This is a genomic window from Candidatus Thermoplasmatota archaeon (assembly GCA_035540375.1).
Taxonomy (GTDB): domain Archaea; phylum Thermoplasmatota; class SW-10-69-26; order JACQPN01; family JAJPHT01; genus DATLGO01.
In genome coordinates this window covers 1-25,435 of record DATLGO010000106.1, presented here as the reverse complement: position 1 = coordinate 25,435, position 25,435 = coordinate 1, and the positions used below count along the sequence as shown (strand labels likewise).

Annotated in this window: 29 protein-coding genes; 14 read left to right on the top strand and 15 right to left on the bottom strand. The window is 70.5% G+C overall.

Going from position 1 to position 25,435, the window contains the following annotated elements; genetic code table 11:
- Window positions 1-115 precede the first annotated feature (115 nt).
- Window positions 116-1,546 (top strand): PKD domain-containing protein, encoded by a 1,431-nt coding sequence (locus tag VM889_14035; protein HVL49671.1) that lies wholly within the window; start codon window positions 116-118, stop codon window positions 1,544-1,546.
- 32 nt (window positions 1,547-1,578) lie between these two features.
- Window positions 1,579-2,115 carry an HAD-IIIA family hydrolase gene (locus VM889_14030; GenBank protein ID HVL49670.1) on the top strand — a complete coding sequence of 179 codons (537 nt, stop codon included), beginning with the start codon at window positions 1,579-1,581 and terminating at the stop codon, window positions 2,113-2,115.
- Here the strand turns inward: VM889_14030 and VM889_14025 are convergent.
- On the bottom strand, window positions 2,093-2,806 hold the full coding sequence (locus VM889_14025) for a hypothetical protein (GenBank protein HVL49669.1): 714 nt from the start codon (window positions 2,804-2,806) through the stop codon (window positions 2,093-2,095). The two genes, VM889_14030 and VM889_14025, sit on opposite strands and share 23 nt — an antisense overlap.
- Before the next feature lie 141 nt (window positions 2,807-2,947).
- Between VM889_14025 and VM889_14020 the strand changes: the two genes are divergently transcribed.
- Window positions 2,948-3,517: a GMP synthase subunit A gene (locus VM889_14020; GenBank protein HVL49668.1), complete on the top strand. Its 570-nt coding sequence runs from the start codon at window positions 2,948-2,950 to the stop codon at window positions 3,515-3,517.
- Here VM889_14020 and VM889_14015 read toward each other — a convergent pair whose 3' ends face one another.
- From VM889_14015 to guaA, 6 genes are all read right to left on the bottom strand, one after another.
- Window positions 3,518-3,889 carry a hypothetical protein gene (locus VM889_14015; protein ID HVL49667.1) on the bottom strand — a complete coding sequence of 124 codons (372 nt, stop codon included), beginning with the start codon at window positions 3,887-3,889 and terminating at the stop codon, window positions 3,518-3,520. It abuts the gene before it with no gap.
- Between the two features lie 56 nt (window positions 3,890-3,945).
- Window positions 3,946-4,332 (bottom strand): hypothetical protein, encoded by a 387-nt coding sequence (locus VM889_14010; protein ID HVL49666.1) that lies wholly within the window; start codon window positions 4,330-4,332, stop codon window positions 3,946-3,948.
- Window positions 4,333-4,394: 62 nt separating this feature from the next.
- Window positions 4,395-5,189, bottom strand: a complete 795-nt coding sequence (locus VM889_14005; protein HVL49665.1) for an MBL fold metallo-hydrolase — start codon at window positions 5,187-5,189, stop codon at window positions 4,395-4,397.
- Window positions 5,186-5,740: a CDP-alcohol phosphatidyltransferase family protein gene (locus VM889_14000; GenBank protein HVL49664.1), complete on the bottom strand. Its 555-nt coding sequence runs from the start codon at window positions 5,738-5,740 to the stop codon at window positions 5,186-5,188. The genes VM889_14005 and VM889_14000 overlap by 4 nt, the downstream gene beginning before the upstream one ends.
- A complete protein-coding gene (locus VM889_13995; GenBank protein HVL49663.1) occupies window positions 5,737-6,909 on the bottom strand; it encodes an FAD-binding oxidoreductase in 1,173 nt (390 codons plus the stop codon). The genes VM889_14000 and VM889_13995 overlap by 4 nt, the downstream gene beginning before the upstream one ends.
- Window positions 6,910-6,913: 4 nt before the next feature.
- The gene (guaA, locus tag VM889_13990) at window positions 6,914-7,867 is read right to left on the bottom strand and encodes a glutamine-hydrolyzing GMP synthase (protein HVL49662.1); all 954 of its coding nucleotides are present in this window, start codon (window positions 7,865-7,867) and stop codon (window positions 6,914-6,916) included.
- Between the two features lie 102 nt (window positions 7,868-7,969).
- Here guaA and VM889_13985 point away from each other — a divergent pair, with 102 nt between their 5' ends.
- The 4 genes from VM889_13985 (at window position 7,970) to VM889_13970 (ending at window position 10,476) form a co-directional block, all read left to right on the top strand.
- Window positions 7,970-8,440: a peroxiredoxin gene (locus VM889_13985; GenBank protein HVL49661.1), complete on the top strand. Its 471-nt coding sequence runs from the start codon at window positions 7,970-7,972 to the stop codon at window positions 8,438-8,440.
- Between the two features lie 114 nt (window positions 8,441-8,554).
- Window positions 8,555-9,193 carry a V-type ATP synthase subunit D gene (locus VM889_13980; GenBank protein HVL49660.1) on the top strand — a complete coding sequence of 213 codons (639 nt, stop codon included), beginning with the start codon at window positions 8,555-8,557 and terminating at the stop codon, window positions 9,191-9,193.
- Window positions 9,194-9,238: 45 nt separating this feature from the next.
- The gene (locus VM889_13975) at window positions 9,239-10,126 is read left to right on the top strand and encodes an NYN domain-containing protein (protein ID HVL49659.1); all 888 of its coding nucleotides are present in this window, start codon (window positions 9,239-9,241) and stop codon (window positions 10,124-10,126) included.
- A gap of 2 nt (window positions 10,127-10,128) precedes the next feature.
- The gene (locus tag VM889_13970; GenBank protein ID HVL49658.1) at window positions 10,129-10,476 is read left to right on the top strand and encodes a hypothetical protein; all 348 of its coding nucleotides are present in this window, start codon (window positions 10,129-10,131) and stop codon (window positions 10,474-10,476) included.
- A gap of 21 nt (window positions 10,477-10,497) precedes the next feature.
- On the opposite strand, the gene VM889_13965 is transcribed toward VM889_13970, so the two are convergent.
- A complete protein-coding gene (locus tag VM889_13965; GenBank protein HVL49657.1) occupies window positions 10,498-11,271 on the bottom strand; it encodes a response regulator in 774 nt (257 codons plus the stop codon).
- A 152-nt stretch (window positions 11,272-11,423) separates the two neighbouring features.
- Between VM889_13965 and VM889_13960 the strand changes: the two genes are divergently transcribed.
- Window positions 11,424-12,242: a zinc ribbon domain-containing protein gene (locus VM889_13960; protein ID HVL49656.1), complete on the top strand. Its 819-nt coding sequence runs from the start codon at window positions 11,424-11,426 to the stop codon at window positions 12,240-12,242.
- A gap of 37 nt (window positions 12,243-12,279) precedes the next feature.
- Window positions 12,280-13,629: an NADH:flavin oxidoreductase gene (locus VM889_13955; GenBank protein HVL49655.1), complete on the top strand. Its 1,350-nt coding sequence runs from the start codon at window positions 12,280-12,282 to the stop codon at window positions 13,627-13,629.
- Here VM889_13955 and VM889_13950 read toward each other — a convergent pair.
- Genes VM889_13950 through alaS form a run of 3 tightly spaced genes read right to left on the bottom strand, consistent with a single transcriptional unit; the run spans window position 13,588 to window position 17,460 of the window.
- Entirely contained in the window at window positions 13,588-14,403 is an 816-nt protein-coding gene (locus tag VM889_13950) for an SDR family oxidoreductase (protein HVL49654.1), read from the bottom strand. The two genes, VM889_13955 and VM889_13950, sit on opposite strands and share 42 nt — an antisense overlap.
- Window positions 14,404-14,407: 4 nt before the next feature.
- Window positions 14,408-14,635, bottom strand: coding sequence for a hypothetical protein (locus VM889_13945; protein HVL49653.1), 228 nt, complete (start codon window positions 14,633-14,635; stop codon window positions 14,408-14,410).
- A 5-nt stretch (window positions 14,636-14,640) separates the two neighbouring features.
- Entirely contained in the window at window positions 14,641-17,460 is a 2,820-nt protein-coding gene (gene alaS / locus VM889_13940; protein ID HVL49652.1) for an alanine--tRNA ligase, read from the bottom strand.
- Window positions 17,461-17,552: 92 nt separating this feature from the next.
- Between alaS and VM889_13935 the strand changes: the two genes are divergently transcribed.
- The 4 genes from VM889_13935 (at window position 17,553) to VM889_13920 (ending at window position 21,575) form a co-directional block, all read left to right on the top strand.
- Window positions 17,553-18,527 carry a DUF1614 domain-containing protein gene (locus VM889_13935; protein ID HVL49651.1) on the top strand — a complete coding sequence of 325 codons (975 nt, stop codon included), beginning with the start codon at window positions 17,553-17,555 and terminating at the stop codon, window positions 18,525-18,527.
- Between the two features lie 146 nt (window positions 18,528-18,673).
- Window positions 18,674-19,981: a hypothetical protein gene (locus VM889_13930; GenBank protein ID HVL49650.1), complete on the top strand. Its 1,308-nt coding sequence runs from the start codon at window positions 18,674-18,676 to the stop codon at window positions 19,979-19,981.
- A gap of 228 nt (window positions 19,982-20,209) precedes the next feature.
- The gene (locus VM889_13925; GenBank protein ID HVL49649.1) at window positions 20,210-20,605 is read left to right on the top strand and encodes a hypothetical protein; all 396 of its coding nucleotides are present in this window, start codon (window positions 20,210-20,212) and stop codon (window positions 20,603-20,605) included.
- A 40-nt stretch (window positions 20,606-20,645) separates the two neighbouring features.
- Window positions 20,646-21,575 (top strand): hypothetical protein, encoded by a 930-nt coding sequence (locus VM889_13920; GenBank protein HVL49648.1) that lies wholly within the window; start codon window positions 20,646-20,648, stop codon window positions 21,573-21,575.
- A 490-nt stretch (window positions 21,576-22,065) separates the two neighbouring features.
- Here the strand turns inward: VM889_13920 and VM889_13915 are convergent, their stop codons facing one another.
- Window positions 22,066-22,341 carry a roadblock/LC7 domain-containing protein gene (locus VM889_13915; GenBank protein HVL49647.1) on the bottom strand — a complete coding sequence of 92 codons (276 nt, stop codon included), beginning with the start codon at window positions 22,339-22,341 and terminating at the stop codon, window positions 22,066-22,068.
- 79 nt (window positions 22,342-22,420) lie between these two features.
- Window positions 22,421-23,320 carry an arginase gene (gene rocF / locus VM889_13910; GenBank protein ID HVL49646.1) on the bottom strand — a complete coding sequence of 300 codons (900 nt, stop codon included), beginning with the start codon at window positions 23,318-23,320 and terminating at the stop codon, window positions 22,421-22,423.
- Window positions 23,321-23,414: 94 nt separating this feature from the next.
- Between rocF and VM889_13905 the strand changes: the two genes are divergently transcribed.
- Entirely contained in the window at window positions 23,415-24,038 is a 624-nt protein-coding gene (locus tag VM889_13905; GenBank protein HVL49645.1) for a methyltransferase domain-containing protein, read from the top strand.
- On the opposite strand, the gene VM889_13900 is transcribed toward VM889_13905, so the two are convergent.
- Together VM889_13900 and VM889_13895 are read right to left on the bottom strand one after the other, a co-directional pair.
- On the bottom strand, window positions 24,039-25,067 hold the full coding sequence (locus tag VM889_13900; GenBank protein ID HVL49644.1) for a zinc-binding dehydrogenase: 1,029 nt from the start codon (window positions 25,065-25,067) through the stop codon (window positions 24,039-24,041).
- A gap of 41 nt (window positions 25,068-25,108) precedes the next feature.
- Window positions 25,109-25,435, bottom strand: a 327-nt coding sequence (locus VM889_13895; GenBank protein HVL49643.1) for a DUF429 domain-containing protein, incomplete at its 5' end; no start/stop codon positions are given.

Below are 25,435 nucleotides of genomic sequence, written 5' to 3'. Positions count from 1 at the left end.
CCCCCGTGGACGATCCACGGAAAGCCTGTTTTCCCGGAGAAACCGTGACTCCCGGGGAACGGTTTCACCACAAAGGATAAAGGGCGCCAAAGGGTGCTCGAAAGCTGGGCCTATCATGAAGCACGCCATCCTCGCAGCCCTCCTGTTCGTCGGCGCCGCGCTCGCCGGCTGCGTCGGTCAGCCCGGTTCCGAGGCCGACGCCCTCAAGAAGTCCTCGACGGACGGCGGCCTCGTCGCCGCCTTCACGATGACGCCCGCGAAGGGCGACAAGGGCACGGTCTTCACCTTCGACGCCGCGCCGTCGGAGCTCGCGGGCGCCAAGTCGGTCGCCTATACGTGGTCGTTCGGCGACGGCAAGACCGCGACGGGTTCCAAGGCGACGCACAGCTACGCCTACGACGGCACGTACGTCGCGCGCCTCGTCATCACGGCCGACGGCGCCACCGCGACGGCGACGAAGAACGTCGTCGTCGGATCGGGCCGCAACGCCGTGCCCACCGCGGCCCTCGCCACCGCCCCCCTCTGGGTCAACCCCGGGGAGTCCATCACCTTCGACGCTTCGGCCTCCTCCGATCCCGACGGCGAGCCCCTCACGTACGCCTGGGGCCTTGGCGCCGCGAAGCCCCCCGCGGAAGACGCGGGCGAGCACGCGGGCCACGGCGACGGCGGCGCGCACGCGCACGCGGCCGGCGGGTTCAACACGGATCGCATCGACCCGGGCAAGAGCGGCTCGCAGAAGTTCACGGAGGAGGGCGTGTACGAGTACCACTGCCACCCCCACCCCAACATGCTCGGCAAGGTCATCGTGTCCTCGACGGACGCTACGGCCGCCTCGGGCAAGGTCACGGTCGTCATGAAGGACATGGCCTTCCACCCGGCCGAGATCGTCGTCAAGCCCGGCACCACGGTCGTCTGGAAGAACGAGGAGCCGACGAAGGAGCTGTGGCACACGGCCACGCAGAGCACGTTCACGCCCGCGCTCGCCGCCGTCGGCGCGAACGCGCCCGTCGTCACCATCCCGTTCGACACCGAGGGCTACTTCGAGATCCGCCTGACGGTCAAGGACCCGAAGCTCGCGGCGTCCTCCGCGAGCGCGTTCGTGCTCGTCGGCGGCAAGCCCGATCCGACCTTCGCGCGCCTGTACGCGGGCAACATCACGATCGCCGCGAAGGATCTCGACGGGACGCCTGCGGAGCAGGCGCCCATGAAGCACGCCTTCTCGCTCGCGCGCGACGGCCTCCTCTTCGCGAACCTGACGGTGAAGAGCGTCGTCGAGGGCCTCCCCGCGCTCGCGCACCTCAAGCTCTACAAGCAGGGCAACGCGACGGCCGTCGCGGAGGCGACCGCCGACAAGTCGCTGCAGATCCTCTCCGCGATCCCGGTCGACGGCGAGACGTACCGACTCGAGGTCGTCGGCCAGCAGGGCGTCCTCCTGAGCTACACGCTCGAGCTGACGGTGGTCTACGACCTCGTGCCCACGACGGCCGACATCGCGGCCGCGATGGGCGGTCACGACGACCACGGCGGCGGCGGGCACCACCACTGAGCCTTTTTGAACCGGGCCGCGCATCCCGCGGCGTGGCCCGGGCCGTCTTCCTCGATCGCGACGGGATCATCAACGACCGTCGCTACCCCTTCCTGCGGACCTGGTCCTCGTTCGCGTTTCCGCCGCGCGCGCTCGACGCCCTCGTCCGGCTCGCGAAGACGGATTACCGCATCCTCGTCGCGACGAACCAGCCATGGATCGACCTCGGGTGGCTTGCCCCCGACACGCTCGACGACATCCACCGCCGCATGATCGCGGCCGTCGAGGATGCGGGCGGACGCATCGACCGCGTGTACCATTGCACCGGCGCGCGGAGCGCATCGCCCTGCCGCAAGCCGAACGCGGGCATGCTTTTCGCGGGGGCCGCGGAATTCGGCCTCGACCCCGAGAAGTGCTGGATGGTCGGCGACCAGACGCGCGACGTGCAGGCCGCGCAGCGCTTCGGCGCGCGCGCCATCCTCGCGAACCCCACCCTGAAGGCGCGGTGGACGTCGCGGAAGGAAAGGCCCTACGCCCGCGCCGCGGACCTCGCCGAAGCCGTGGACATCATCCTTGCGGCCGAAGGTTGAGGGGCACCAACGGGAGCGTCGGCCACGGCGCGGCGCGCTCGGGCGATCGACGGTGGCTCGGCGCGAACTGCGTGCGGTATCCGCGGGACCGCTTCCAGAGCTTCGGCGGGGAGGTGCGCCGCACCTTCCGGACCTCGGCGGGCGGAAGGAGGTATGTGAGCGCGGCCGCGGGCATGTACATCGTCCAATCCTTCCTCGGATAGCGGCGGCCGAACGCGTCGATGACGCGGTAGTATTCGCGCACGAGCGCGTCGACGTCCTTACCGATGTAGAAGAGCGGCTTGCCCGAGGCCATCTTCCGTCGCGGGCAGACGTCGTCGGGCTCGATGATGACGCCGTACATGCGGCACACGAACGGCCGGAAGCCGTACACGGTGCAGCCCTTGTCGAAGAGGGCGCACATGAGATCGCCCTGAGACGTGTCCTCCTTCCAGTTCGCGTCATGGCAGGCCTCGACGAGCCGCGCGACGACGCGCTCGCGCCGGCCCGGGTCCTTGGCGAACTGCTCCTCGAGGCCGCGCACGATGCGCTCCGTCTCCATGATGTGCAGCTCGAGGCCCACCTTGCAGCAGTTTCCGGACATCCTGCAGCCGAAGCCCGAGCCCTGGTGCGCCGCGTTGAGCGCCTGGAGACGGTCGTACACGCCGTCGAGCCGCGCGAAGAGATCGGAGGCGTCGCCCGGCGCAGTCATGCCGACTCCCGAGCGCGCCCCCCGAGAAAAGGGTGTTGGCTAGGGACGCTGCCGCCGCGGCGCCCCAGAGCGCGGGGCGAAGCCGTTCCAGAGAACGGCGCCGCCCAAAGCCTTTTGATCAACTCCGGCGTCTCGCGGCCCATGCGGGTGTACGTCGTCGACAACGGGGGCCAGTGGACCCACCGCGAATGGCGGGTTCTGAAGTACCTCGGCGTGGACGCGAAGATCGTGGCGAACGACACGCCGTGGGACGAGCTTCGCGACCTCGACGGCCTCGTCCTCTCGGGCGGCGCGCCGCGCGTCGGCCTCGCCGACACGCTCGGACGCTGCGCCGAGTATCTCGACAACGCCCCGTACCCGATCCTCGGCATCTGCGCGGGCGAGCAGTTCATGGCGAGCCATTATGGCGGTCGCGTCGCGCCCGGCAGGATCCCCGAATTCGGCAAGACCGAGATGATCCTCGACGACCCGACGGGCGGCCGCATCCTCGCGGGCCTGCCCGAGCGGAGCATCGTGTGGGAGAGCCACAACGACGAGGTCGTCGAAATGCCCAAGGGCTTCAGGCTCCTCGCGCACAGCGTCAACTGCCCCGTGCAGGCCATCGAGCACGAGACGCTCCCGCGCTTCGGCCTCCAGTTCCACCCCGAGGTCGAGCACACGCAATTCGGCGAGCGGATCTTCCGCAACTTCCTCGACGCCTGCAAGAAGTAGCTAGGCCGCCGCGGGCGCGCGGGTCTCGCGCGTCGCCATCCACGCGAACGAGCCTTGGGCGAACGCCACGGCGAGAAGTTGCGCGAGCGCCATCGCGAGGCCCCCGCCCACGTTCTCGAGACCGAGTCCTCCGAGCGTGGCGATGGCGAAGGACGCGAGCACGGCCGCTGCGCCGACAAGACCGGGCCACGCGAGGCGCTCGCCCGCCGCGCCCGCTGAGGCGAGGAGCGCGCACGCGAGCGCGACCACGCCGAGCGGAAGCGCGGCGCCCTGGCCGTGCGTCTCCGCCACGGTGAGCGCGACGAGGCCCGCGGCGGTGGCGCCGCCCGCGCCCGTCGCGATCGAGAGGATGGCCCAGCCCGAGCGCGTCATCCCCCGACGCTCTGTCGCGGGGGGGTCAAGGTCGTTTCGGACGGGCCCCTGGGGGCTCACGCCGGCGCGGGTCGGGGGCCCTCGCGCTTCTTGCGCTCGAGGAGGTACATCTCCGAGAAGACGAGGGTCGCGACGCTCAGGACGGCGACGCCCGCGAGGCCCGAGCGCAGGCCGCCTTCCACGATACCGCCCCAAAGCCCCCCGAGGAGCGCGAAGGCGAGCGCGATCATGATGGCGGACCCGCCCATGAGGCAGGGCCAAGCGTCCGCGTAGCGCGCCGCGGCCGCGAGCGTGAGGGCCGCAAGCGACCCTCCGAGCGCGAGGATGGCGATGGCGGTCTCGAGGCCCTTGAGCTTGAGCACCGCGAGGCCCAGCGTGGAAGCGGCCGCCGCGTTCGCGACGGCGAGGCCGATGGCGATGCGTCGGAAGCCCGACTCGTCCATGCACGGGTCTCGCGACGAGGAGGCTCAAGTACCCATCTCGACCGGGGGAAGGGACCAGGTCCTCAGGTCCTGGGGGTGAGAAGGCCCCTCACGAGGTTCGTCTTGCTGATCTCTCCCCCGGAGAACCATGCAAGGCCGCCCTCCGGGCCGAGGACGCGGGCGCGGATGCGCGCGATTCCGAGGCCGCGGTCCGCGAGGCGGCGGCATTCCCGCGCGAGCCGATCGAAGTGCGCAAGATGACCTTCGAGCGTGGCCCTGGGACGGTCGATCACGGGTCCGTGCGCGGGCAGGATCGCGTCCGGGTCGAGCGCCCTCAGGGCTTCCAGGGAACGCACGACACCCCACACGTCCTCCTCGCGCATGAGCATCTTGCGCTTCCCGAGCACCGCGTCGCCGACGTAGGCGTGGCCGCGGTCGGGGTCGAACCAGGCGACGTGGTCGGGCGTGTGCCCGGGGGTGGCGACGGCGCGGAAGCGCGACGCGCCGGCGCGCGCGTCGTCGCCGCCGCGGGCCCGCGCGGGCTCCCGGTGGCCCCACGTGATGGCCCGGTAGAGCGGCACGCGCTCGCCGGAGGCGAGGCGCGCCACGTCCCCCCGGGGGGCGATGACGTCGCAGGCGAGCGCCGCGAAGTTGCCCGCGTGGTCCTCGTGGTGGTGCGTCGCGAGCGCGACCTCCGGGGCGCGCCCATCGAGCCACCGGAGGACCTCGGCGCGCGCGTGGCGATGACACGAGTCGATGAGCGCGCCGTCGACGAGATACGCGGACGTCCAATAGAGGGCCCGCCCGGCGACGGCCCGCGCGACGACGAGACGCTCCACGTCGCCGATGCGCTCGACGCGCGACGCGATCGAGATCATGCCTGGCGCCCCGCGCCGGCGATCCGCCTCGCGCGCACGTGCGCGAGGAGTCGCCACGTCCGCTGGGCGAGGTCGAGGACGAGGATGGCGACGAGCCCGGCAAGCGCGATGTCGTCGGGGCCGACGACCGCGATCCAGAGGGCGAGCACGACCCCGTAAGTCGCCGCGAGACGCGTGTAGCGGTTGTGGTATCCGATGAGCCCGCGCGCGATCATCGAGGCGAGGTTGATCGACGTGTAGGCGACGGCAAAGACGGCCGCGAGCGGCCAGCGCGCGAGGATGTACTCGGGCGCCCAGAGGAATGTCCAGACGAGGAGCGAGAGGTAGAACGCGTAGTCCGAGAGGCTGTCCAGGTTGGCGCCGCGCGCGTCCTCGACGCCCCATCGCCTCGCGAGGGGGCCGTCGAGGAGGTCGGTCACGACCGCGAGGAGGACGAGGACGACGTAGAGCGCCTTGTCGCCCGCGAGCACGACGGCGAACGTCGCGGCCGTGAGCGCGAACCGCGCGTACGAAAGCGCGTTCGGAAGCTGGCGCTTCCAGACGGGCGTCACAGCGAAAAACCCTCCCGGATCTCGAACGGCTCCTTCCAGAGGCCCTCGAAGCGCGCCGCGGCGAACGCGCCGACGGGGACGGGGGCGCGGCGGCCGAGCATCGTCGCCGCGGAGGCCTCGCCGAGCGCCGCGGAGCGCATGAACCCGAAGCCGTTCCCGCCCACAAGAAGGTGCAGGCCTTCGAACCGCGGATCCGGGCCGACGAGCGGGTGCCGGTCCGGAGTCGCCGTGTCGAGGCCCGCCCGGGAGGAGAGCGCGAAGGCGCCGCGGGCGGAGGGCACGCGGCGGACGAGGCGCTCGATCGACCGGGAGACGAATCCGTCGTCCGCCTCGGACTTGTAGAGATCGGGATGCTCGGGCGTGGTCGTGGTGCCGTCGCCCACGAGCGCGCGGCCCGGGGCGTCGGGGCGGAAGTAGCAGCCCTGCACCGTGTCGTGCACGATGGCGGTCGGGTTCCGGACGCCGTCCACGACGACGGCCTGCGTGCGGTACGGCGCGAGCGGGAGCGGCGCGCCCGCCGAAGCGAGGAGGCCCGCCGTCCACGCGCCGCCTGCGACGAGCGTCAGGTCGGCCTCGACCAGGCGGCCGTCGCCGAGACGGACGCCCGCGACGCGGCTCCCGTCGAGCGCGAGGCCCTTCACGTCCGCGTTCGGCGTGAACGTGGCGCCGCGCTCGCGCGCGAGGGCGAGCGCGAGATCGGCGTACGCGGGCGGGCTCGCCCAGGCGTCGCCCGGCGCGAAGGCGACCAAGGCCACGCCCGCAAGATCGAGCGCGCCGAGACCCGGGAGCGTTCCCGCGTCGGCGGGATCGAGAAGACGCACCTCCGCGCCTTCGCGCTTCTGGAGGACCGCGAGCTCCTCGAGGCGCGACGCCCGGGCGGCGTCGACGAGCGTCGCGGAGCCGGTCACGTGGAGACGGAAGGGGTGGCCGCGGTCGGCCGCCGTCGCGGAGAGCGCGCGGAAGCGCTGGAGGGTGCGCCGCACGAGCCGGATGTCGAGCGCGTTCCAGGCGAGGACGCTCGCGACGCCCGCGCCGCGCGCGCTTGCGCCCGCGAGGCCGGGCGCGGGGCCGCGCTCCAGGACCGTGACGTCCGCCCCGGCTTCGGCGAGGGCGAGGGCGGCGCTCGCGCCGAGGGCGCCCGCGCCCACGACGAGCACGCGCCGCGCCATGGGCCTACTCCCACTCGATGGTGCCCGGCGGCTTGTGGCTGAGGTCGTACACGACGCGCGTCACGTGCTGCCCCAGCTCGTTCGTGATGCGGATGGAGATGGACTCGAGGACGTCGTACGGGATGCGAAGCGACTGCGCGGTCATCGCGTCGAGCGACTCGACGGCGCGCACCACGATCGTTTCGCCGTAGTGGCGGATGTCGCCGTGCACGCCGACGCTGCGGACGGGCAGGAGCGCGGCGAAGTACTGCCACGGGCGTTCCATCTTCCCCTCTTTCGCGGCGCGGTCGATCTCCTCCTCGACGATCGCGCAGGCCTCGCGCACGATGGCCGTGCGCTCGGGCGTCGCCTCGCCGAGGACGCGGATCGCGAGGCCCGGGCCGGGGAACGGCTGGCGCTCGGAGACCGGGATCTCGAGGTGGCGGGCGAGCTTGCGGACCTCGTCCTTGTAGAGGTCGCGCAGCGGCTCGACGACCTTGAGGTGCATGTCCTTCGGGAGGCCGCCCACGTTGTGGTGGCTCTTGATCGTGTCCCGCACGCCGCCGCCGGACTCAATCCAGTCGGGCGCGATCGTGCCCTGCACGAGGTACTGCGCGCCCGTCTTCTTCGACTCGCGCTCGAAGACGCGGATGAACTTCTCGCCGATCGTCTTGCGCTTCGTCTCGGGGTCCGTGATGCCCTTCATGGCCGCGTAGAACTCGGCCTTCGCGTCCACGAAGTCGAGGTTGATGTCCAGGCCCTTGAGGGTGTTGCGGATGATTTCGGGCTCGTCCTTGCGCATGTAGCCCGTGTCGACGAAGACCGACGTGAGCCGGTCGCCGATCGCGCGGCCGACCAGGACGGCCGCGGTGGTGGAATCGACGCCGCCGGAGCACGCGATGATGGCCTTGCCGGGGGCCGGGATGGCCTTCCGGATCTCCGCGATCTGCTCCTCGACGAACTTCGCCGGATCGAACAGGGGACTCGCCTCGCGTGGGCAGACGCGGGGCCGTATTTCAACGTGATGCCGTCGGGGGAACGGGCCGCAAGACTCTCGTGGAGGACCCGCCTTCCACCCCCCATGGCCGCGAAGCCCGCCGTCGGCGAAAAGGCCCCCGACTTCACGCTCCCCGACCAGGACGGCGTTCCGCGGACCCTCTCGGACCACCGCGGAAGGTGGGTCCTGCTCTTCTTCTATCCCCGCGACCAGACCCCCGGATGCCAACGCCAGGTGTGCGCCTTCCGCGACGTGATGCAGCGATTCGAATGGGTGGACGTCGTCGTGTACGGCGTGAGCGCGGACGACGTCGCGAGCCACAAGGCGTTCGCGGAGGCCGAGCGCCTGCCGTACAAGCTCCTCGCCGACCCCTCGCGCGAGGTCATCGAGCGCTACGGCGCGATGAGCCGCATCCCGCTCCTCAACGTCGCCCAGCGCGTGACGTTCGTCATCGATCCCGAAGGCGTCGTGCGCCACGTCCACGAAAGCGCGCTCGATCCGGCCGGGCACGCGGAGGCCGCGTGGCGGGCGGTCGCGGCGGGGCGGGGGTCTTGAAGGGCACAGGCCACGTGCACCGTGATTTGCCGAGACCCCGGGAGAACCGTTAAAACCCCCCATTCCCCGCAAACCCTTATGTAGCCCCTCCCGGCTCCAAGCCGCGGTCGTGCCATGGCGCTCAAGGACGTCAAGCCCACGCGCTCCCAGCTCATCGAGCTCAAGAAGCGCATCAACCTCTCCAAGAAGGGCTACAAGCTTCTCAAGATGAAGCGCGACGGCCTCATCATGGAGTTCTTCAAGCTCCTCGAGCAGGCGAAGAAGGTCCGCCAGGAGATGGGCGGCCGGCACGAGCGCGCGGAGGAGGCGATCCACGTCGCCGAGGCCGTCGAGGGCCTCGTCCCCGTGAAGAGCGCGGCGCTCGCCCTCGGCAAGTCGCCCACGATCGACCTCGCGCGCAAGAACGTCATGGGCGTCGTCGTCCCGAAGATCGAGTCCTCGGGCGTGCGCCAGTCGCTCGTCGAGCGCGGCTACGGCATCATCGGCACGTCGCCCCGCATCGACCAGGCCGCGCGCTCCTACGAGGAGCTCGTCGAGACGATCATCCAGGCCGCGGAAGTCGAGACCTCGATGAAGAAGATGCTCGACGAGATCGAGAAGACGAAGCGCCGCGTGAACGCGCTCGAGTTCAAGGTCATCCCCGAGCTTTCCCAGGCTCGCGACTTCATCCGCCTGCGCCTCGAGGAGATGGAGCGCGAGAACATCTTCCGCCTGAAGAAGATCAAGGCGAAGTCGGAAGCCGCGGCCGCCTGACGGCGAGCAAATATCCTTTAGTCTGCCCCGCACGTTGGCGTTCCGATGGACGACGACCTCGGCGAGGCGGTGCTGATCTTCCACGAGCAGTCCGACGGCCGCAAGGTGTCGCGCCTTCCCGGCGGGAAGGTCGTGCTCGTCGACCTCGACAACCTCGACCGCGTGAAGAACGGCGAGCGCTGGCGCGTGACCCTTTGGCACCGCGAGACGTTCGCGATCGCGCACCCCGTCGAAAAGCTCCCGCTCATGGCGCCCGCCCCTGCGCCGGCGCCCGCGAAGCCGGCGCCCGCCTCGAAGGCCTCGTCGGCCGCCGTCGCCGCCCCCCCGAAGCCCGCGCCCGTGGCGTCGGCGAAGCAGGAGCGCAACGCTCCCTTCACGCTGCAGGGCATGCTCGTCGAGCCCGAGAACGTCGTCCGGAATGGCGAGCGCGTCGCCGTCTTCGTGGACGGCGCCAACATGGACGGCGCGTGCCGGTCCGCGGGCTATTTCGTCGACTACAGGAAGGCCCTCGAGTACTTCCTCGCAAGCGGCAACCTCTACGCGGCCTTCTATTACGTCGCGGACTTCACCGCGTCCGACCCTCTCCAGCAGCGCTTCCTCGATTTCCTCTCGCACGCGGGCTACATCGTGCGCCGCAAGCCCGTCAAGCTCATCACGGACGAGGAGACCGGCGAGCGCGTGTTCAAGGGCAACCTCGACACGGAGATCGTGCTCGACATGGTGAACACGGCGGCGCTCTACGACGTCGCGTTCCTCATGTCGGGCGACTCCGACTTCGAGCGCGCGGTGGATCTGCTCCGCTCGCGCGGGAAGCGGATCTACGTCATCTCCTCCCGCAGCTCGATGAGCCGGGAGCTCGCCTACGTGGCCGACAAGCCGATCTTCTTCATCGAGGATTTCAAGTTCATCCTCGAGCGGGACCCGAAGGAGTGACGATGGCCGGCGATCCCGCGCTTCCGGCCCCGATCCGCGCGTTCGCGGACGCGCTCGCGATCCACTTCTCGGACGAAACGAGCCGCATCGTCGCGGTGGTCGTCCCCCGCGCTCGGATCGCGTCGCCCGCGATGGCGGCGCCGTGGCCCGTCATCGTGGTGTACGAGGGCGCCGCGCCCGAGCTCGACTTCACGCCCTGGCGTCGCGACGGCGTCGTCAGGTTCGGGTCGATCCCCCTCGACGTCGTGGCGGAGCCCCTGGCCGCGTTCGACCGGGCCCGCGCCGCGGACGTCCTGGTGGCGGGCGCTTATCCGGACGAGGCCGGAAACGACGCGTGGGCGCGTCTCTGATCCGGGGTCCCTGTCGCGCGCTCAGCCGCTCTTCTCCCAGGCGAGCGTCAGCTCGGCGATGATGTCACGGGTGCGGGCGCGCGCCGACAGGACGGCATCCGGCGGCTCGATGACGGTCGCAAGGAGCCCCACCTGACCGATGGGCTCCAGGACGAGGCCCAGGTTGTCGAGCCGAAGGTGGACGTACCGCGCCTCGGCCTTGAGCTGGGCCGCGAGCGCGCGAAAGCTCGAGCGCATCCCGGCGAGGCTCGTCGCGAGCGCCGCCGGGTCGACCTCGCCCGGGAGCTGGCCCCCGAGCGCGCGGCCGCCGGCGCTCATCACGAGGTAGCCGCGCACGGGCGACGTGAGGCGGACGTGCGCGAGCGCGCTCTTGAGCGCGTCGGGGCTCGGCACGTCCTCGCCGACCGACAAGGCGTCTGTGCGCTTGTCCATCGCCTCCTCGACGACGGCCACGATGCGCTCGTGGTAATCGAGACCCTTCGTGACGTAGTCCAAGGCTCCGCGGGACAGCGCGAGCATGGCGACCTCCTCCGAGCCCTGGCCGGTCACGAACACGAAGGCCGGGGCGGGGTCCTTCGCCCGGAACCGGTCGAGGACCTCGAGGCCGCTCATGTCGGGCAGATGATAGTCGACGAGCACGGCGTCATACTTCCGGTCGACGAGGCGGAGGGCGTTCGCGCCCGTTTCCGCGATGTCCACCGTCCAGCGGGGGTCCCCGAAGGCGAGGCGGAGCAGCTTGGCGTCGGCGGGATTGTCCTCGACGATGAGGAGCTTCACAGCGGTCCTTTCGTTCACTTTCTTGACCTCCGGTGGACGCATGCCGCGTCGATCCCTCAATCGTTCACGACCCCGACATGCTTAGAGGCTCCTTCTCCGAACGCGACGCCCGGAGGCTGCCACTGTGACCGGTCCGTTTGATTGAAATCCCCCCCTCCCGATGGGGGCGCATGCGCCGCGGCCTCCGCTTCGCCCTCTGGGCCTGGTTCTTCACGGGCCTCCTCGGGGTTTCCTACGTCGGGGTCGTCTGGGCATCCTCCGCGGCGCTTACGGACGAGGCCGCGGGTTCGATGTACCGCCCCACGGAACCCGCCTCCCTGCGGCCGGGGGAGAGCGTCCTCGTGATGCCGCTTGCGAAGGCCGCGCCCGCGCTCGACCCCTCGTCCCCCTCGTTCCACGGCGGCCGCGGCACGGTCGTCGTGTGGGGGGACGGCGACGCCCCCGGCGGCCTCCTCGGACTCGAGAGCGCCCGTCACGTGGGCCGCCTCCTCGCCCGCGCCGAACGCGCCGGCGACGGGTGGACGGTGCGGGCGGGGGAGAGCGTCCTCGCCGCGAACGCCACCAATGTCACGCTCGAAGTGCCGGCCTACGCCCCCTCCGGGGAGGCGACGGGGACGATGAACGTGACGGCGGATCTTACGCCCCTCGGCAACGCCTCGGGTTGGGTCGTTAAGGCCGATCTCTGGCGCGTCGCTGAAGCCGTTCCGGACGACGCCGTGCGCGGCGAGATCGTGGGCTCGCTCCCGACGGGCGCGCTCCACGCGGGCCTCGTGATCGCGGTCATCGGCACGCTTCTCCCCCTCGCCCTCATCGTCTACCACCACGAGCCCCGCGGCACGTCCGTTTCCATCACGCTGCCGTCGCGACCCGGCGAAGGAGGCCCCGGAACCGCCGGCGTGCCCTGCCCCGAATGCCGCCGTCCCGTCTCCCCGGGATCCACCTTCTGCCTCGCGTGCGGCGCGATGCTCCCGGCCCCGCCGCCGCGATGAGGAAGATTCAACCCCGGAGGGATCGCTCGCGACCGCGATGGCGCGCCTCGAGGATCCCGTCGCGATCGGTTCGACGACGGTCCGCAACCGGCTCTACCGCGCCCCGCTCCTCGAGGTCGCCGCGAACAAGCCCGACGCCGCGCGCATCCTCGAACGCGAGCTCGCGCCCGCCGCGGAATCCGGCGCGGGCCTCGTCTTCCAGGGGGCGTCGCTCGTCACGGCCGAAGGCGGCCGCACGGCGCCGGGCTTGAGCCGTTTCCACGATCGCGCCTTCGTGCTCGGCCTCGCGCCCGCCGTCGCGGCCGTGAAGCAGCACGGGGCGCGCCTCTTCGTGCAGCTCGGCCACGGGGCCCTCCAGTCGATGGAGGCGTGGCACGCGGCATACCGCGCCGCCCATCCCGGTCTTGCGACCCATGCCGTGAGCCGCCCGCCGTGGTGGTTCCGCGCGATGCTTCGCGCCCGGTTCCTGCGCATCGACAACCTGCGCGTCTTCACGACCGAGGAGCTGCACGCCCTCGCGCGCGCCTTCGGCGAGGCCGCGCGCCACGCGCGCGACGCGGGCTACGACGGCATCCACCTCGCGGGCGCGAACGGGAGCATCTTCCAGGAATTGTGGAGCCCGGTCTTCAATGAGCGATCGGACGAGTTCGGCGGAAAAACCGTCGAGGACCGTTCCGCGTTCCTTCGGCTCGTCGTCAGGGAGATCCGCCGGGCGACGCGTCCCGATTTTCCCGTGACCGCGAAGATCCCCGCAGAAACGGTCGCGCCCTGGTTCGTCCGAGGCGCGCTCACCCTCCGGGACGGCGTCGCCATCGCGCGCGCATGCCGCGAGGCGGGCGTGGACGCCGTCGCGCCCGTCACGGTCGGGGTGACGCGCGACCAGTCCGTCGCCCGCGGCCGATTTCCGAAGCGCGCGTGGGACGACCCCCGGTTCGCGGAAGGGTATGCGCGGGCGTTCGGTTCCCCCCGCAAGGCGCGCGTCGTGCGGCTCGCGAACCGCCTTGCCGCGCGCCTCATCCCCTTCGAGCCCGTGTGGAACGAGGCGTTCTTCTCGGCGGTCAAACGCGAGGTGGATGGCCTCGTCGTGCTAGCGGAGGGCGGCATCCGCACCCGCGCCGAGATGGATCGGCTCCTTCGGGATGGCAGAGCCGACATGGTCGGGATGGCGCGTCCCTTCTACGCGGAGCCGCACGCGGCCGCGAGGCTCCTCAACGAGCCGGGGGCCGCGGCGCTCTGCGAGTCCTGCAACAATTGTACCGTTCCGCAGGTCGCGGGTCTTCCGGGGGTATGCCGCACGCCGGAGATCCTCGCGCGACGGGGCGACCTCGCGAAGCGCGGCGCGTACTCAGCGCGAAAGGACCCGGTGCATCACGAGATCGACGAGTGATCCCGGCGCGAGGGCGCGCGCGACGAGCGACGCGCGCGCAGCGAATCCGACGACGGCGCGCGCGCGAGGGCGCGGACGCGTGGCCTCGCGGAGGATGACCGCGGCGACGCGCTCAGGCGTCACCGCGAAGCGATGGACGCGCGCGAGCCAGGGATCGAGGTTGCGCCTGGACCTGTCGTAGGGATTCCCGGGCTCGAGGCTCGCGTCCATGCCGGCGACGGCGGCGTCGACGAAATCGCCCCGCACGAATCCGGGTTCGACGAGCGTCACGCCGACGTTCCACGGGCGAACCTCGACGCGGAAGGCGTCCGTGGCGGCCTCGAGCGCGAACTTGCTCGCGGCATAGACGCCCGCCCATGGCGCGCTCTGCCGACCGAGCGCGCTCGACATCTGGATGACGCGGCCGCCGCCCATCGCGCGCATCGCGGGGAGGAGACGTCGCGCGAGATCGAAAGGGCCGAAGACGTTGGTCTCGAACTGGCGACGCCAGCGGGACCGATCGACGGTCTCCACCGGACCGAGCTCGGCGTAGCCCGCGTTGTTCACGAGCACCGAAGGCGGACCCGCTTCGAGCGCGCGTCGGGCCGCCTCCGCCGTGGCGGACGCCTGCTCGATGTCCAGCGGTATCGCCGTCCAGCCGCGCGCCGCGAGGCGATCGAGCGCCGCCTGGTCGCGCGCGGTGGCGACGACGTTCCATCCCGCTCGCTCGAACGCCTCCGCCGCCGCGAGACCGATGCCTCGACCGGCGCCCGTCACAAGGACCGTCTTCGCCATGCGGTCACAGCCCGTCGGTGGTCGGCTTCTTGCCGACGCGGGCGCGCATCTCGTTGCGCAGGTTCGTCATGCCGTAGGAGAAGAGCTCCATGCAGCGCGGCGTCGCGCGGAGGTGCGCGATGAACGCGAGATTGTACGGCTCTTCGATCGGATCCACGAGGGGCGTCATGCAGAACTCGCACGGCTTGCGCTCGTCGCGCCCGCGCGGCCCGGGATCGACGGCGGCGGCCATGAAGCCTACGCGCCGAGGGCCTTCGTGACCACGTCGCGCGCGGCCTTGAGCGCGTCGTCGAGCTTCGTGGCGTCGGGGCCTCCGCCCTGGGCGACGTCCGGTTTCCCGCCGCCCCCGCCGCCCACGACCTTCGAGGCCTCGCGAACCGCGTCGCCGGCCTTCACGGCCGCGACGTCCGGGGAGCGCGCGACCACGATCTTCGCGCCGTCCTTCGACGAGCCCAGGATCGCAACGACGCCGCTTTCGCGCGTGATCTCGCCCGCGAGCTTCAGGAGCTGCTCCATGGGGAGGTCGCTCCTGTCGAGGACGAGCTTCACGCCCTTCACGGTCTCGGCCGCAGCGAGGAGCTTCGCCTTGCGCGCCTGCGCGGCGTACACCTGCAGCTCCTCGACCTGCTTGCGCAGCTCCTTCCACTCGTTGAAGAACCGCTCGACGGTCTTCGGGAGCTCCTCGGGGGTGACGGAGAGCTTCTCGGCCGCTTCCCGCAGGAGCTCCTCCTTCTTCTGGACCTGACGCACGGCCGCGAGGCCCGCGGAGAACTCGATGCGCTCGAGCCCGTCCTGGATGCGCTCGGCCTTGAGGATCTTGATGGGGCCCACCTGGTTGGTGGTCGAGACGTGCGTGCCGCCGCAGCACTCCACGTCGAAGTCGACGACGCGCACGACGCGGACGTCGCGGCCCTCGGGGATGCCGCCCTGGTAGAGCTGCATGCCGTACTTGCGCTCGGCCTCGTCGCGCGGGATCCAGATCTTCTCGACCGGGAGGTTCTCCAGCACGACCATGTTGGCGAGCTGCTCGATCTCCCGCAGCTCCTCGTCCGTGATGCGGCGGAAGTGCGCGACGTCGACGCGGCTGCGCTCGTAGCCCTTCTGCGCGCCGCCCTGCCACACGTGGCTCCCGAGCACGCGCCGCGTCGCGCCGAGGATGATGTGCGTCGCGGTGTGGTGGCGGGTGTGCGCCATGCGCTTGCCCCAGTCGACGCGGCCGTGCACGACCTCGCCGGTCTTGACCTTGCCACCTTCGATCTTGTGGACGACGACGTAGCCGCTCGCGACGGCGTACTTCTGGACGTCCACGACCTTGAGGCTCTGATCGTTGCTGATGATGACGCCGCCGTCGGCGGGCTGGCCGCCGCCCTCGGGGTAGAACGCCGTCTGGTCGAGGACCACTTCGCCGTCCTTCGCGTGGAGGACGACGGCCTCGAAGTCCTTCGTCGGGGCGGCCTCGTAGTAGAGGAGCCGCGTCGGCGGGAGGTCGCGGATCTTGCCCGCGGCCTGCGCGGCGGAGTCGTACGCCTCCTCGCCGGCCTTGCCGGTCGAGTGCTTGTTCGCGACGCGAGAGTAGAAGTCGTCCGGCACGTCGACGGCGACGCCCGCGTCCGCGGCGATGGCGCGCACGATGTCGGGAGCCATGCCGTGAGAATCGTAGAGGTCGATGAGACGCTCGGCGGTGAGCGTCTTCTGACCCTTGATCTCGCGCTCGACGAGGCGGCGGCCCTTCTCGAGCGTTTCGCGGTAGCGGTCCACCTCGAGGCCGAGGATGGTCATGATGCCGTCGCGGTTCGCCTTTACGGACGGGAAGTCCCCGGCCATGAGCTCGAGCTGCTTGTCGACGACGTCCTCGAGGCTGACCGTGAGGTTCAGCTCGTCGGCGAAGCGGAGGGCGCGGCGGATCACGAGCCGCGTGAGGTAGCCGGCCTTGACGTTCGACGGAACGATGCCGTCCCCGAGCATGAACGCGATGCAACGGGAGTGGTCCGCGATGGCGTACACGCGCTCGAGCGGCTCGAGGATCGCAAGCAGCTCCTCGAATTCAATCTTCATGCCCTTCTGCACGAGGCGCTCGTGGACGCGCCGGCGCAGTTCGAGCACCTTCGTGCCGGTATCCACGCTCATGAGGGCCGCGAGGCGCGCGGTCTCGGAGAGGATGTCCTTCAGGCGCGGGTCGCGGAGCTTCTCCTCGAGCCCGGCCGCGGACGTGATGAACTTCACGACCTCAGGGAAGAGCGCATCGTAGATGGTCGCGCGCCCGTTCGAGGCCCAGACGAGACGCTCGAGACCGTAACCGGTGTCGACGATCTGCAGCTCCATTTCGCGGTACTTCTCGCCCTTCACGTCGATGGGGCCCTGGTCGTCGCGGACCCACTTCATGAAGACGAGGGTCGCCACCTCGAGACCGGCGACGAGGACCTCGACCGCGGGGCCGGCGTTGCCGCCGCCGCTCCACGGATTCTCCTTGTAGGTCACGATCTTGCCGTCGATGCCGAGCGCCTTCGTGAGGAACTCGTGGCAGAGCTCGACCGTGCGGTCCTTGAAGTAATAGGTCTTCTGCGGCGTGTTGAACACGTGGTGCGCCATCATCTCGAACGTCGTGAGATGACGACCCGACTTCCCGACCGAGTCGAGGTCGTTCAGGCGGATGCACGGCTGAGAGATGCAGAGCGGGTTCGCGGGCGGCGGGACGAGGCCGCTCGTCACGTGCGGCTGGAAGTCCGCGATGGACGCGATCGTGAGGTAAATGTCGTCCCGCCAGCGCGCGACGACGGGATAGCGCTTGACGCGCGAGTGACCGCGCTCCTCGAGGAAGGTGAGGAACTTCTCGCGCATCTCGCGGAGCGAGTATTCCCGCTTCGTGAGGGGCGCGCCGATGAACGAGTATTCGACGCACGGCGGGTCGCCACACATCGCGCGCGTGGAGTCCTGCGTCCAGAAGGGATAATTGCACGTGGGGCAGATCTTGCGCTGGAATCCGTTCTTCTTGAAGAACTCCAGCTGGTACTCCTTCTCGAGGGACATGGGAACCCCTGGGGTCTGGCCGCGCTCCATACTCACGGGTCGTCTTTAAGCGTTTCGCGCGATCCGAACGCCGCGGGCGCAGGCGGAGACGTTTAAACCGTGCCCCGCCCTTCGCTCGCCGCGTGGCGAACGGATTCGAAGACGCGGTCCTCGCCTTCGCGGCCGTCGCGCTTTCGCTGCTCGTGCTGTATCTCATCTACGGCGCGATCCATCGCGCGTTCCAGGCCGTGGGCTTCACGCGGCAGGAAGCGACCGCCATCGTCCTCGGGACGCTCTTCGGCGGCTTCCTGAACATCCCGATCTGGTTCTCGAACGGGTGGCTCATCGCCGTGAACGTGGGCGGCGCCATCGTCCCGCTCGTCGTGTCGGGCGTTCTCCTCAGGCGCAAGCCCGAGATGCTCACCGAGGCGCTCATCGGGGTGGTGTTCGTCTCCGGCGCCACCTATCTCACGACGAGCGTGGCGCCCGAGGGCATCGTGAGCCCCTTCCCCCTTTGGCTCGTCCCCGGAATCGTCGCGGCCGCCATCGCGCTCGTCGCCTACTGGCGCGAGGTGGACTATTCCGCGCCGCTCGCCTACGTGAGCGGCACGGTGGGCGCTCTCATCGGAGCGGACGTCTTCCGATTCCCCGAGTTCCTCGCTCAGGCGCCGCCGGAGACCGGCGCCGTCGCCTCGATCGGCGGCGCCGCGGTCTTCGACATGGTGTTCCTCACCGGCATCATCGCGGTGACGCTCGACCTCGCCCTCTTCCAGCGCCGGCGCCGCGAGCGCGAGCCGATCGGGCTTCCCTATTTCGAGCCCGAGGTCTTCACCTCCTCGACGCCGTCCCGCGTCATCCGCGACTACAAGCCCGCCGAGGCGATCGCGTTGCGCCGCGAGGCCGCGCGCGGCCCCCGGGCGGAGAGACCCTCCCGAGAGCGCGCGCCGAGCCGCGAACGCCCGCCTCCGCGCGAGCGGCCCGGCGTCCGCGAGCCGCGCGCCCCGCCCCGCGCCGAGCCGCCTCGCGTTGTCGTGGAGGAGCCAGTCTCCCCCGCGGATGCGGACCGCCTTGCCGCCCACCGCGCCTGGGAGGAGCGGCTCCGCTCCGGACGCCCCTGATGTCGCACCCCCCGGTTACAACGGGTCCGTGATGACCCCGGCGACGGTTCGCGCTGCGGGAGGCGGAGACGCTGCGCGCTCGACGCATCATCCTCGTTCTCGTCCTCGTCGCGCTCGCGGCGCTCCCGGGCGCCGCGTTTGCCGCGATGGCGGACCTCGGCCCCCACACCGAGCAGGTCGTGGAGGGCCACAACGCCTACGCGGTCGTGCAGGCCGTCGTGAACCGCAACATCACGGGCGTCACCGTGCTCGTGCGCGAGGTCATCGGCTCGCAGGGCAAGCTCTGGTTCAACGACCAGTATCTCGTCGCCCCCGACGAGATGAACACGCAGGACCCGCTCTACAATTCGACGTCGCTCAGGAGGCTCGCTCCTTCGCGCATCGGCGATTGCGCGTTCCGCCAGGGCGGCACGACGTATTCGTGCGTCCGGTACCCCTGCGGCGGCGCCGTTCTCGCCGTCGAATCCGGAAACCCCGATCCGATCCGGCCCTTCACGCTCGAGGGCCGCGCGAGCGACCCCGGCCTCGCGGAGCGGCTGAACGGCACCCAGCGTGAGATCGACGAGACGTTCGTCAACTTCGACCCGGACCGCGACGACACGTCGACGCGCGACGAGTATGTCGAGAGCTACCTCGTCACGGACCCGAATGACAACACGTTCGTCGTCGACAAGTACGTGCAGACCCGCTACTTCCACCCCGACGTCTCCGCGTCGCCCGGCGCGCTCGACGCGGCGGACCCGGTTGCGCGAACGGTCGACGGCGCGGCGGGCGAGCCGTATGCGATGCGCTTCTTCGTGTGGGTCGTGAACATCCTCGGCTCGCCGGTGTTCATTCCCGACGAAGGCGTGTTCAACTGCAACCCCTACATCGACTACCCGACCTTCGGATCGACCTTCTTCGAGCCGACGGACCCGACGCAAAACGGCGGCGCGTCGTACTGCTACGATGGCAATCCCGCCCTCAACGGCGAGACGGCGGGCGTGGGCTGCGAGTACGACGCCTACGCCCACAACGAAACGTTCCTGCTCGGCGCGCAGGAACGGTACCACAACTATCGCCGCTACAATGCCGAGCTCGTCTTCTACATGGACGACTTCGTCGCCCTGAACCGGGGCGCGAAGGCCCATGGCGCGGCGTCGAACGACACCAACGGCTGCGAATCGGACGCGCGCACGCTCGCGACCGCGCGCTACGGCGGCGAGCGGAACTGGACGGGCGCGATGGCGACAGAATGGTACTGCCCGGACGGCGACGACGACGCGGAAGGCAACAGCCACCCGTTCAACCCGCTCGACGGCGGCGCGCGCACGATGGACCACGCGCACGACACCGCGCGCGTCGACCTCTACTTCTCGAGCAGCTTCCGCCCCCGCGAGCCGGACGCGCGCGTGTGGCGCATCCACGACGCCGAGGGCCACCCGGCCCCGTTCGACATCCGCCACGGACCCTGACCCGCCCGGTCCCGGGACCGACCCGAAGCGCGGCGGAGCCGGGTCGGTCGCTGTCCCTGAGCGCGGTGAGTGAAGAACCGTTAACCCCCGCCCTCCGAACGTTCCAGCGATCCTCCCGCGAGGGAGGGGGTGTGTTGCTTGGACCGTGGAGTCATCGTCGCGCTCGTAGCGTTGGCTCTGCCGCTGGCCCTGGGGCCGGTGGCGGCGTCGGCGCCCGAGCCCCCGCATGTGAGCGTGTCGTTGAAGGGTTGCCGGCTGGAATCGACGTTCCTCTACTCGCCCGGGGCGAGGCAGACGGCGGAGTCGACCCGGTGCTTCGTCGTGAAGTCGGGCTCGACGTTCACGTTCCGGAACATGGACACCGTCCGGCATTATCCGGACTCGTCGATCGACTGGGGCCAGTGCTTCAGCGCCCTCTACGACACGGGCCGCCCGCTGCACTTCGACGAATCCTACTCCTTCACCGTGACGTTCGACGGGCAGCAGGCGCGCTCGAGCTTCCGCGACGGCGAGCGCGACTGCCTGCAGGACCGGTCGGGCTCGAACGAAGGGCGCGCCGTCCTCCCGTTCTGGTGCCGCTTCCACCGCGACACCGTGTACGGGTACCTGATCGTCGAGCGCTGACCTGGGCAAACCCTTTTGAGCGCGGGGATTTTCCGGGCGCATGCGCCTGGCGTTCCCCGCGCTCGCCCTCATCCTGATCGCTCTTCCCGCGGCCACCGCGCAGGCCGACCCCGTCGAGGTGGAGACCCACGTCCTCCTCATCAACTTCGGGAACTACGATGCGAACAAGGGCACCTACGTGATGGATTTCTACGTCTGGTTCGTCTGGAACGCCTCGTCCGCGCCCCAGGGCTTCACGCCCGAGCGCTTCGAGTTCATGAACGGCCGCGCAAGCGCCAAGGAGCGCATCTTCGACCAGACGAACGAAACCACCGGGATGCGCGAGCTGTGGTTCCGCGTGCAGGCGAACCTCTACACGGACCCCCTGTTCGCGGACTACCCCTACGACCGGCAGCGTCTCGCCATCACCTTCGAGGATCCCGTGTACACGGTCGGCGAGCTGCGGTATGTTCCCGACCGGGACGCGAGCGGCCTCGACGAGAACGTGCGCGTCGCGGGCTGGCGGATCGAAAGCTGGGGGATGGAGGAAACCCGGAAGACCTACCGGTTCGACGAGACCTACAGTCGCCTCGTGTTCACCATGGAGGTCGCGCGCGAGCCCGTGAGCACCACCGTGAAAACGTTCCTCCCGCCCATCGCGTTCATGATCGTGTCCGGGCTCTCGTTCTTCTTCCATCCCTCCAAGGTCGCGAACCGCCTCGGCCTCGGGACGAGCATGCTCATCAGCGCCGTCCTCTACCACATCAGCCAGATCGTGAACCTCCCGAGCGGCGGCCGGCTGATGCTCCTCGACAAGATCATGTTCAGCGTGTACGCGTTCCTCGCGGGGAGCCTCGTCGTGACAACGCTCATCGCGATCGACGAGGACTACTGGAAGGACCGCGACTACACCCGCCAGATCAACCTGTACGGAGGCCTCGCCACGGTGCTCCTGCCGTTCGTCGTGTTCGCCCTCATCGGACTCTTCTGAGTCCGCGCGCCGAAGGGCCGATGGAACGTCGAGGCACGGGGGAGATGGCCTGTCACGGCGGGGAGTGGGGAAGGCGTTCCAGTTTCGTTCCGCTTCCCCCCGTAGGTGGACCGCATGATCGAGACGCCGTCCGCCCGAACACGCCCCCTGCGCCCGCGGGCGTGCAACGCGATCGGTGTCGTCGTCGTGACGCAGTCGGAGGGGCCAAGCCGGGCGCCCGACCTCTTCTTTTTCTGCGGGCCTCTTGGCTTGAACGCGACAGGACAGATGACGGGCCACGTGGACTGTCACCTGCTTCGGCGCCGCGAAAGCAGGTGACAGTCCACCTGTCCCATGAATTCCCGCGACCTCGGGAGACCCTTGTCAACCCTTCGGCGCGGCCGCCCGCCGCGAGCGCAGCGCGCAAGCGGGGCCACGGGCGGACGGGCCGTGGAGTCCCCAAGGGGCGCATCGCACGGGTCGTCCGTGCGACGGGCCCGGTCGAACGCCGCTAAAGGAACACCGCGAGGATCCGGCCCTGCGGCGCGTCGACGAAGACGCTTGCGGGCTCGCCGGCGCCGACGGCCTTGGCTTCGGCGACGGCGCGCGCGCGAAGGCCCATCGCCATGCGGGCGAGGACGTCGGCGTCGGTCCCGTGGGGGAGTCGGGCGCTCACGGGCATGCCGCCGCTCAGGACGAGGGCGCCGGCGGCGCCCGGAACGGTGGCCTGGAACGTGGCGGCTAGTTCGCTCTTGAGAACGGCAGACTGCAGTGTTGCGATCGCCATGCGTGCATCCCGCTCCGCTCGTGGCGGTCGTTCCTATATCAGCCCTTCGATCTGCGTCGCCTCCCCCGGGCGCCCGGGGTCAGAGGATGCGCTTGCCGAAGGCGCTCGCGGCGAGTCCGACGGCGAGCTCCGCGGTCTGGTTCTGCACGTCGAGGAGCGGGTTCACCTCGACGATGTCCATGCTGCGGAACTTCGGGTTCTCGCTGATCATCTCCATGACCAGGTGCGCCTCGCGGTAGGTGAGGCCGCCCGGGACGGGCGTGCCGACGCCGGGGGCGTAGCGCGGGTCGACGGAGTCGACGTCGAAGCTCACGTGCAGCCGCTCGGCGCGGCTCGTCGCTGCGTCGAGGGCGTCCTCCATGACGTTGCGGAGGCCGCGCTCGTCGATCTCGCGCATGGTGAAGACCGTGACGCCGGCCTTGCGGACAAGGTTGGCCTCCTCCTTGTCCACGTCGCGGATGCCGACGAGGACGACGTTCTCGGGCCGGGCCTTGGGATTGATCTTGCCGATGCCCGTGAGGCGGTCGTCGCCGATGCCGCAGATCGCGCTCAGCGGCATGCCGTGGATGTTCCCGGTCTCGCTCGTCTCCTTCGTGTTGAAGTCGGTGTGCGCGTCGATCCAGAGGATTCCGGTGCGGTCTCCGCCGGTCGCGCGCGCAATGCCCGCCATCGTGCCCATCGCGATCGAGTGGTCGCCGCCGAGGACGAGCGGAATGGACCCGCCCTGCACGACCTTCTCGACGCGGCGGCCGAGCGTCTCGCAGACGGCGATGATCTCGTCAAGGTAGAGGAGCGACGTGTTCTTCGCGGTCTTCGTCTCGACGGTGGGGCTGTAGACGTTGCCGAGATCCTCCACCGTGTGGCCGAGCTTCTCGAGCCGCGGCCCGAGGCGCGCGACGCGGAGCGCGGACGGGCCCATGTCGGTGCCGCGGCGGCTCGCGCCGAGGTCCATGGGCGCGCCGAGGATCTTCACGTCCATGGCCTTCGAGAGAGCCGAACCCCTACTTGAACCACGCTCGTTGCCCCGGAAGCCCTCGCGGCGGGCTTTTTACGCCCGAGGCGGCTCGCGGGGCGTGGATACGCGCGCGCAGTGGGAATCCGTCGGCGCGTCGTTCGACCACGCGCGCCACGACGCCTGGGCGCCGGTCGCCCGCTTCCTCGCCGAACGGGCCGCCCCGGGGGCCCGCGTCCTCGACCTCGCGTGCGGAAACGGCCGCCAGAGCGGGGGCGCGGACGGCGTCGTGGGCCTCGACTTCTCGCGGCCGCTCGCGAAGGCCGCGAGAGCGCGCGGCCTGGACGTCGTGCTCGGGCACGCGCGCCACCTGCCGTTCCGCTCGGCGTCGTTCGATCTCGCCCTCTTCGTCGCGGCGCTGCACGTCGTCCCGGGGCGCGCGGCGCGGCTGGACGCGCTCGCGAACCTCCGGCGCGTGCTCAAGCCGTCGGCCTCCGCCCTCGTGACGGTGTGGGCGCGTCCGCAGGACTCGTGGCTCGGCCGCGTCATGCGCGACGCGGGGTTCGGGAGCGTCGACACGACGGTGCCCTGGGGAGGCGTCGAGCGCTACTACCACTTCTACACCCGTCCCGAGCTGCGCGCGGACCTGCGCGCGGCGGGCTTCCGGGTGGACGCGCTCGACGCGGTGAGTGTCTCTCGCGCGCGCGACCTGCCGGACAACTACGTGGCGGTCGTCCGGCCGTGATCACGGCTCGATGACGACCTTCCCGAACGCCTCGCCCGCTTCGAGCACGCGCGTCGCCTCGACGGCCTGATCGAGCGGGAAACGGTGGGAGAGGACGGATTTCAGCCGGCCGCGGTAGACGAGGTCCATGACCGTCTCGAACTCGCGGCGCGTGCCCATCGTCGAGCCGAGGATCTCGATCTCCTTCCAGAAGACGTAGTTGATGCCCGCTGGCGGCTCGTAGCCGGTCGTGCCGCCCACGGTCACGATGCGGCCTCCGCGCGCGACGGCCTTGAGGCTCTTCGTCCACGTCGCGGCGCCCACGTTGTCGACGACGACGTCCGCGCCCTCCTTCCCCGTGCGCTCGAAGGCCCATCGGGAGAAGTCGACCTCCTTGTAGTCGGCGACCTCGTCGGCGCCGAGGGCCTTCGCGGCGGCGACCTTCTCCGGTCCGCCCGCGACGGCGAGCACACGCGCTCCCGCGAGCTTCGCGATCTGGATCGCGGCGGAGTTCACGCCGCCGCCCGAACCGACGACGAGCACCGTCTCGCCGGCGCGCACGCGGGCGCGCGTCACGAGCATGCGCCACGCCGTGAGGAAGACGAGCGACGCGGCGGCAGCCTCGTCGAGCGGGAATCCGTCCGGCACCTTGCAGAGGTTCTCGGCGGGCAGGACGAGCTTCTCCGCCGCCCCGCCGCGGACGTGCTCGCCGATGAGGCGGTGCTGCGCGCAGCGCTGGACCTGGCCTTCGCGGCAGGCGCGGCAGCGGCCGCACGAGAGGCTCGGGTACATCACGACCCGCTCGCCGGGCCTCCACGCGGCGACGCCCGAGCCGACCTTGTCGACGACGCCCGCCACGTCGCAGCCGCCCCAGTGCGGCATGTCGAGCTTGAGGCCGGGCCAGCCCTTGCGGACGAAGATGTCGAGGTGGTTGAGCGCGACGGCCTTCACGTCGATGCGGACTTCGCCGGGTCCGGGCTCGGGCGTGGGGACATCCTCGACGCGCAGGACCTCGGGTCCGCCGTGGGCGTGGAAGGTCAGGGCCTTCATCGGACGCGGGAGGACGCGCGGGCGGAAAAAGGTGCCTCGCCTCAAGGCGCGCGCTTGGGGCGGGGGAGGTGGATGAGCCCCTCGTCGGCCTCGCCGAAGGCTTCCGTCTGACCCGCCGCGTGGAGGCGCGCCGTGTACGCGGCCGCGAGCGCGTCGGCGTCATTGTCGTCGCGCAGCTCCGGGGGCACGCCCTCCATGAGGCCCGCGAGGAAGGCGCGCGTGCGCTTGACCTCGTCGGCGCCCTTCTTCTTGCCGTGGTACGCGAACCCGAGGCGGAGCATCGACCCGCGCGGATAGACCTCGATGACGTTGAACTCGGAGAGCCGGTCGCGCAGGCGCATGCCGCGGAACGTCAGGGTCGCCATGAG

Excerpts from the sequence above, each read along its gene's own strand:
- rocF (HVL49646.1), bottom strand. The coding sequence starts at position 23,320 with ATGGACGTGAAGATCCTCGGCGCGCCCATGGACCTCGGCGCGAGCCGC.
- VM889_13980 (HVL49660.1), top strand. The coding sequence starts at position 8,555 with ATGGCGCTCAAGGACGTCAAGCCCACGCGCTCCCAGCTCATCGAGCTC.
- VM889_13985 (HVL49661.1), top strand. The coding sequence starts at position 7,970 with ATGGCCGCGAAGCCCGCCGTCGGCGAAAAGGCCCCCGACTTCACGCTC.
- VM889_13915 (HVL49647.1), bottom strand. The coding sequence starts at position 22,341 with ATGGCGATCGCAACACTGCAGTCTGCCGTTCTCAAGAGCGAACTAGCC.
- VM889_13975 (HVL49659.1), top strand. The coding sequence starts at position 9,239 with ATGGACGACGACCTCGGCGAGGCGGTGCTGATCTTCCACGAGCAGTCC.
- VM889_14025 (HVL49669.1), bottom strand. The coding sequence starts at position 2,806 with ATGACTGCGCCGGGCGACGCCTCCGATCTCTTCGCGCGGCTCGACGGC.
- alaS (HVL49652.1), bottom strand. The coding sequence starts at position 17,460 with ATGGAGCGCGGCCAGACCCCAGGGGTTCCCATGTCCCTCGAGAAGGAG.
- VM889_14010 (HVL49666.1), bottom strand. The coding sequence starts at position 4,332 with ATGGACGAGTCGGGCTTCCGACGCATCGCCATCGGCCTCGCCGTCGCG.
- VM889_14005 (HVL49665.1), bottom strand. The coding sequence starts at position 5,189 with ATGATCTCGATCGCGTCGCGCGTCGAGCGCATCGGCGACGTGGAGCGT.
- VM889_13945 (HVL49653.1), bottom strand. The coding sequence starts at position 14,635 with ATGGCCGCCGCCGTCGATCCCGGGCCGCGCGGGCGCGACGAGCGCAAG.
- VM889_13995 (HVL49663.1), bottom strand. The coding sequence starts at position 6,909 with ATGGCGCGGCGCGTGCTCGTCGTGGGCGCGGGCGCCCTCGGCGCGAGC.
- VM889_13930 (HVL49650.1), top strand. The coding sequence starts at position 18,674 with ATGGCGGACCTCGGCCCCCACACCGAGCAGGTCGTGGAGGGCCACAAC.
- VM889_13960 (HVL49656.1), top strand. The coding sequence starts at position 11,424 with ATGCGCCGCGGCCTCCGCTTCGCCCTCTGGGCCTGGTTCTTCACGGGC.
- VM889_13955 (HVL49655.1), top strand. The coding sequence starts at position 12,280 with ATGGCGCGCCTCGAGGATCCCGTCGCGATCGGTTCGACGACGGTCCGC.
- VM889_13950 (HVL49654.1), bottom strand. The coding sequence starts at position 14,403 with ATGGCGAAGACGGTCCTTGTGACGGGCGCCGGTCGAGGCATCGGTCTC.
- VM889_14020 (HVL49668.1), top strand. The coding sequence starts at position 2,948 with ATGCGGGTGTACGTCGTCGACAACGGGGGCCAGTGGACCCACCGCGAA.
- VM889_13900 (HVL49644.1), bottom strand. The coding sequence starts at position 25,067 with ATGAAGGCCCTGACCTTCCACGCCCACGGCGGACCCGAGGTCCTGCGC.
- VM889_14015 (HVL49667.1), bottom strand. The coding sequence starts at position 3,889 with ATGACGCGCTCGGGCTGGGCCATCCTCTCGATCGCGACGGGCGCGGGC.
- VM889_13920 (HVL49648.1), top strand. The coding sequence starts at position 20,646 with ATGCGCCTGGCGTTCCCCGCGCTCGCCCTCATCCTGATCGCTCTTCCC.
- VM889_13970 (HVL49658.1), top strand. The coding sequence starts at position 10,129 with ATGGCCGGCGATCCCGCGCTTCCGGCCCCGATCCGCGCGTTCGCGGAC.
- VM889_14035 (HVL49671.1), top strand. The coding sequence starts at position 116 with ATGAAGCACGCCATCCTCGCAGCCCTCCTGTTCGTCGGCGCCGCGCTC.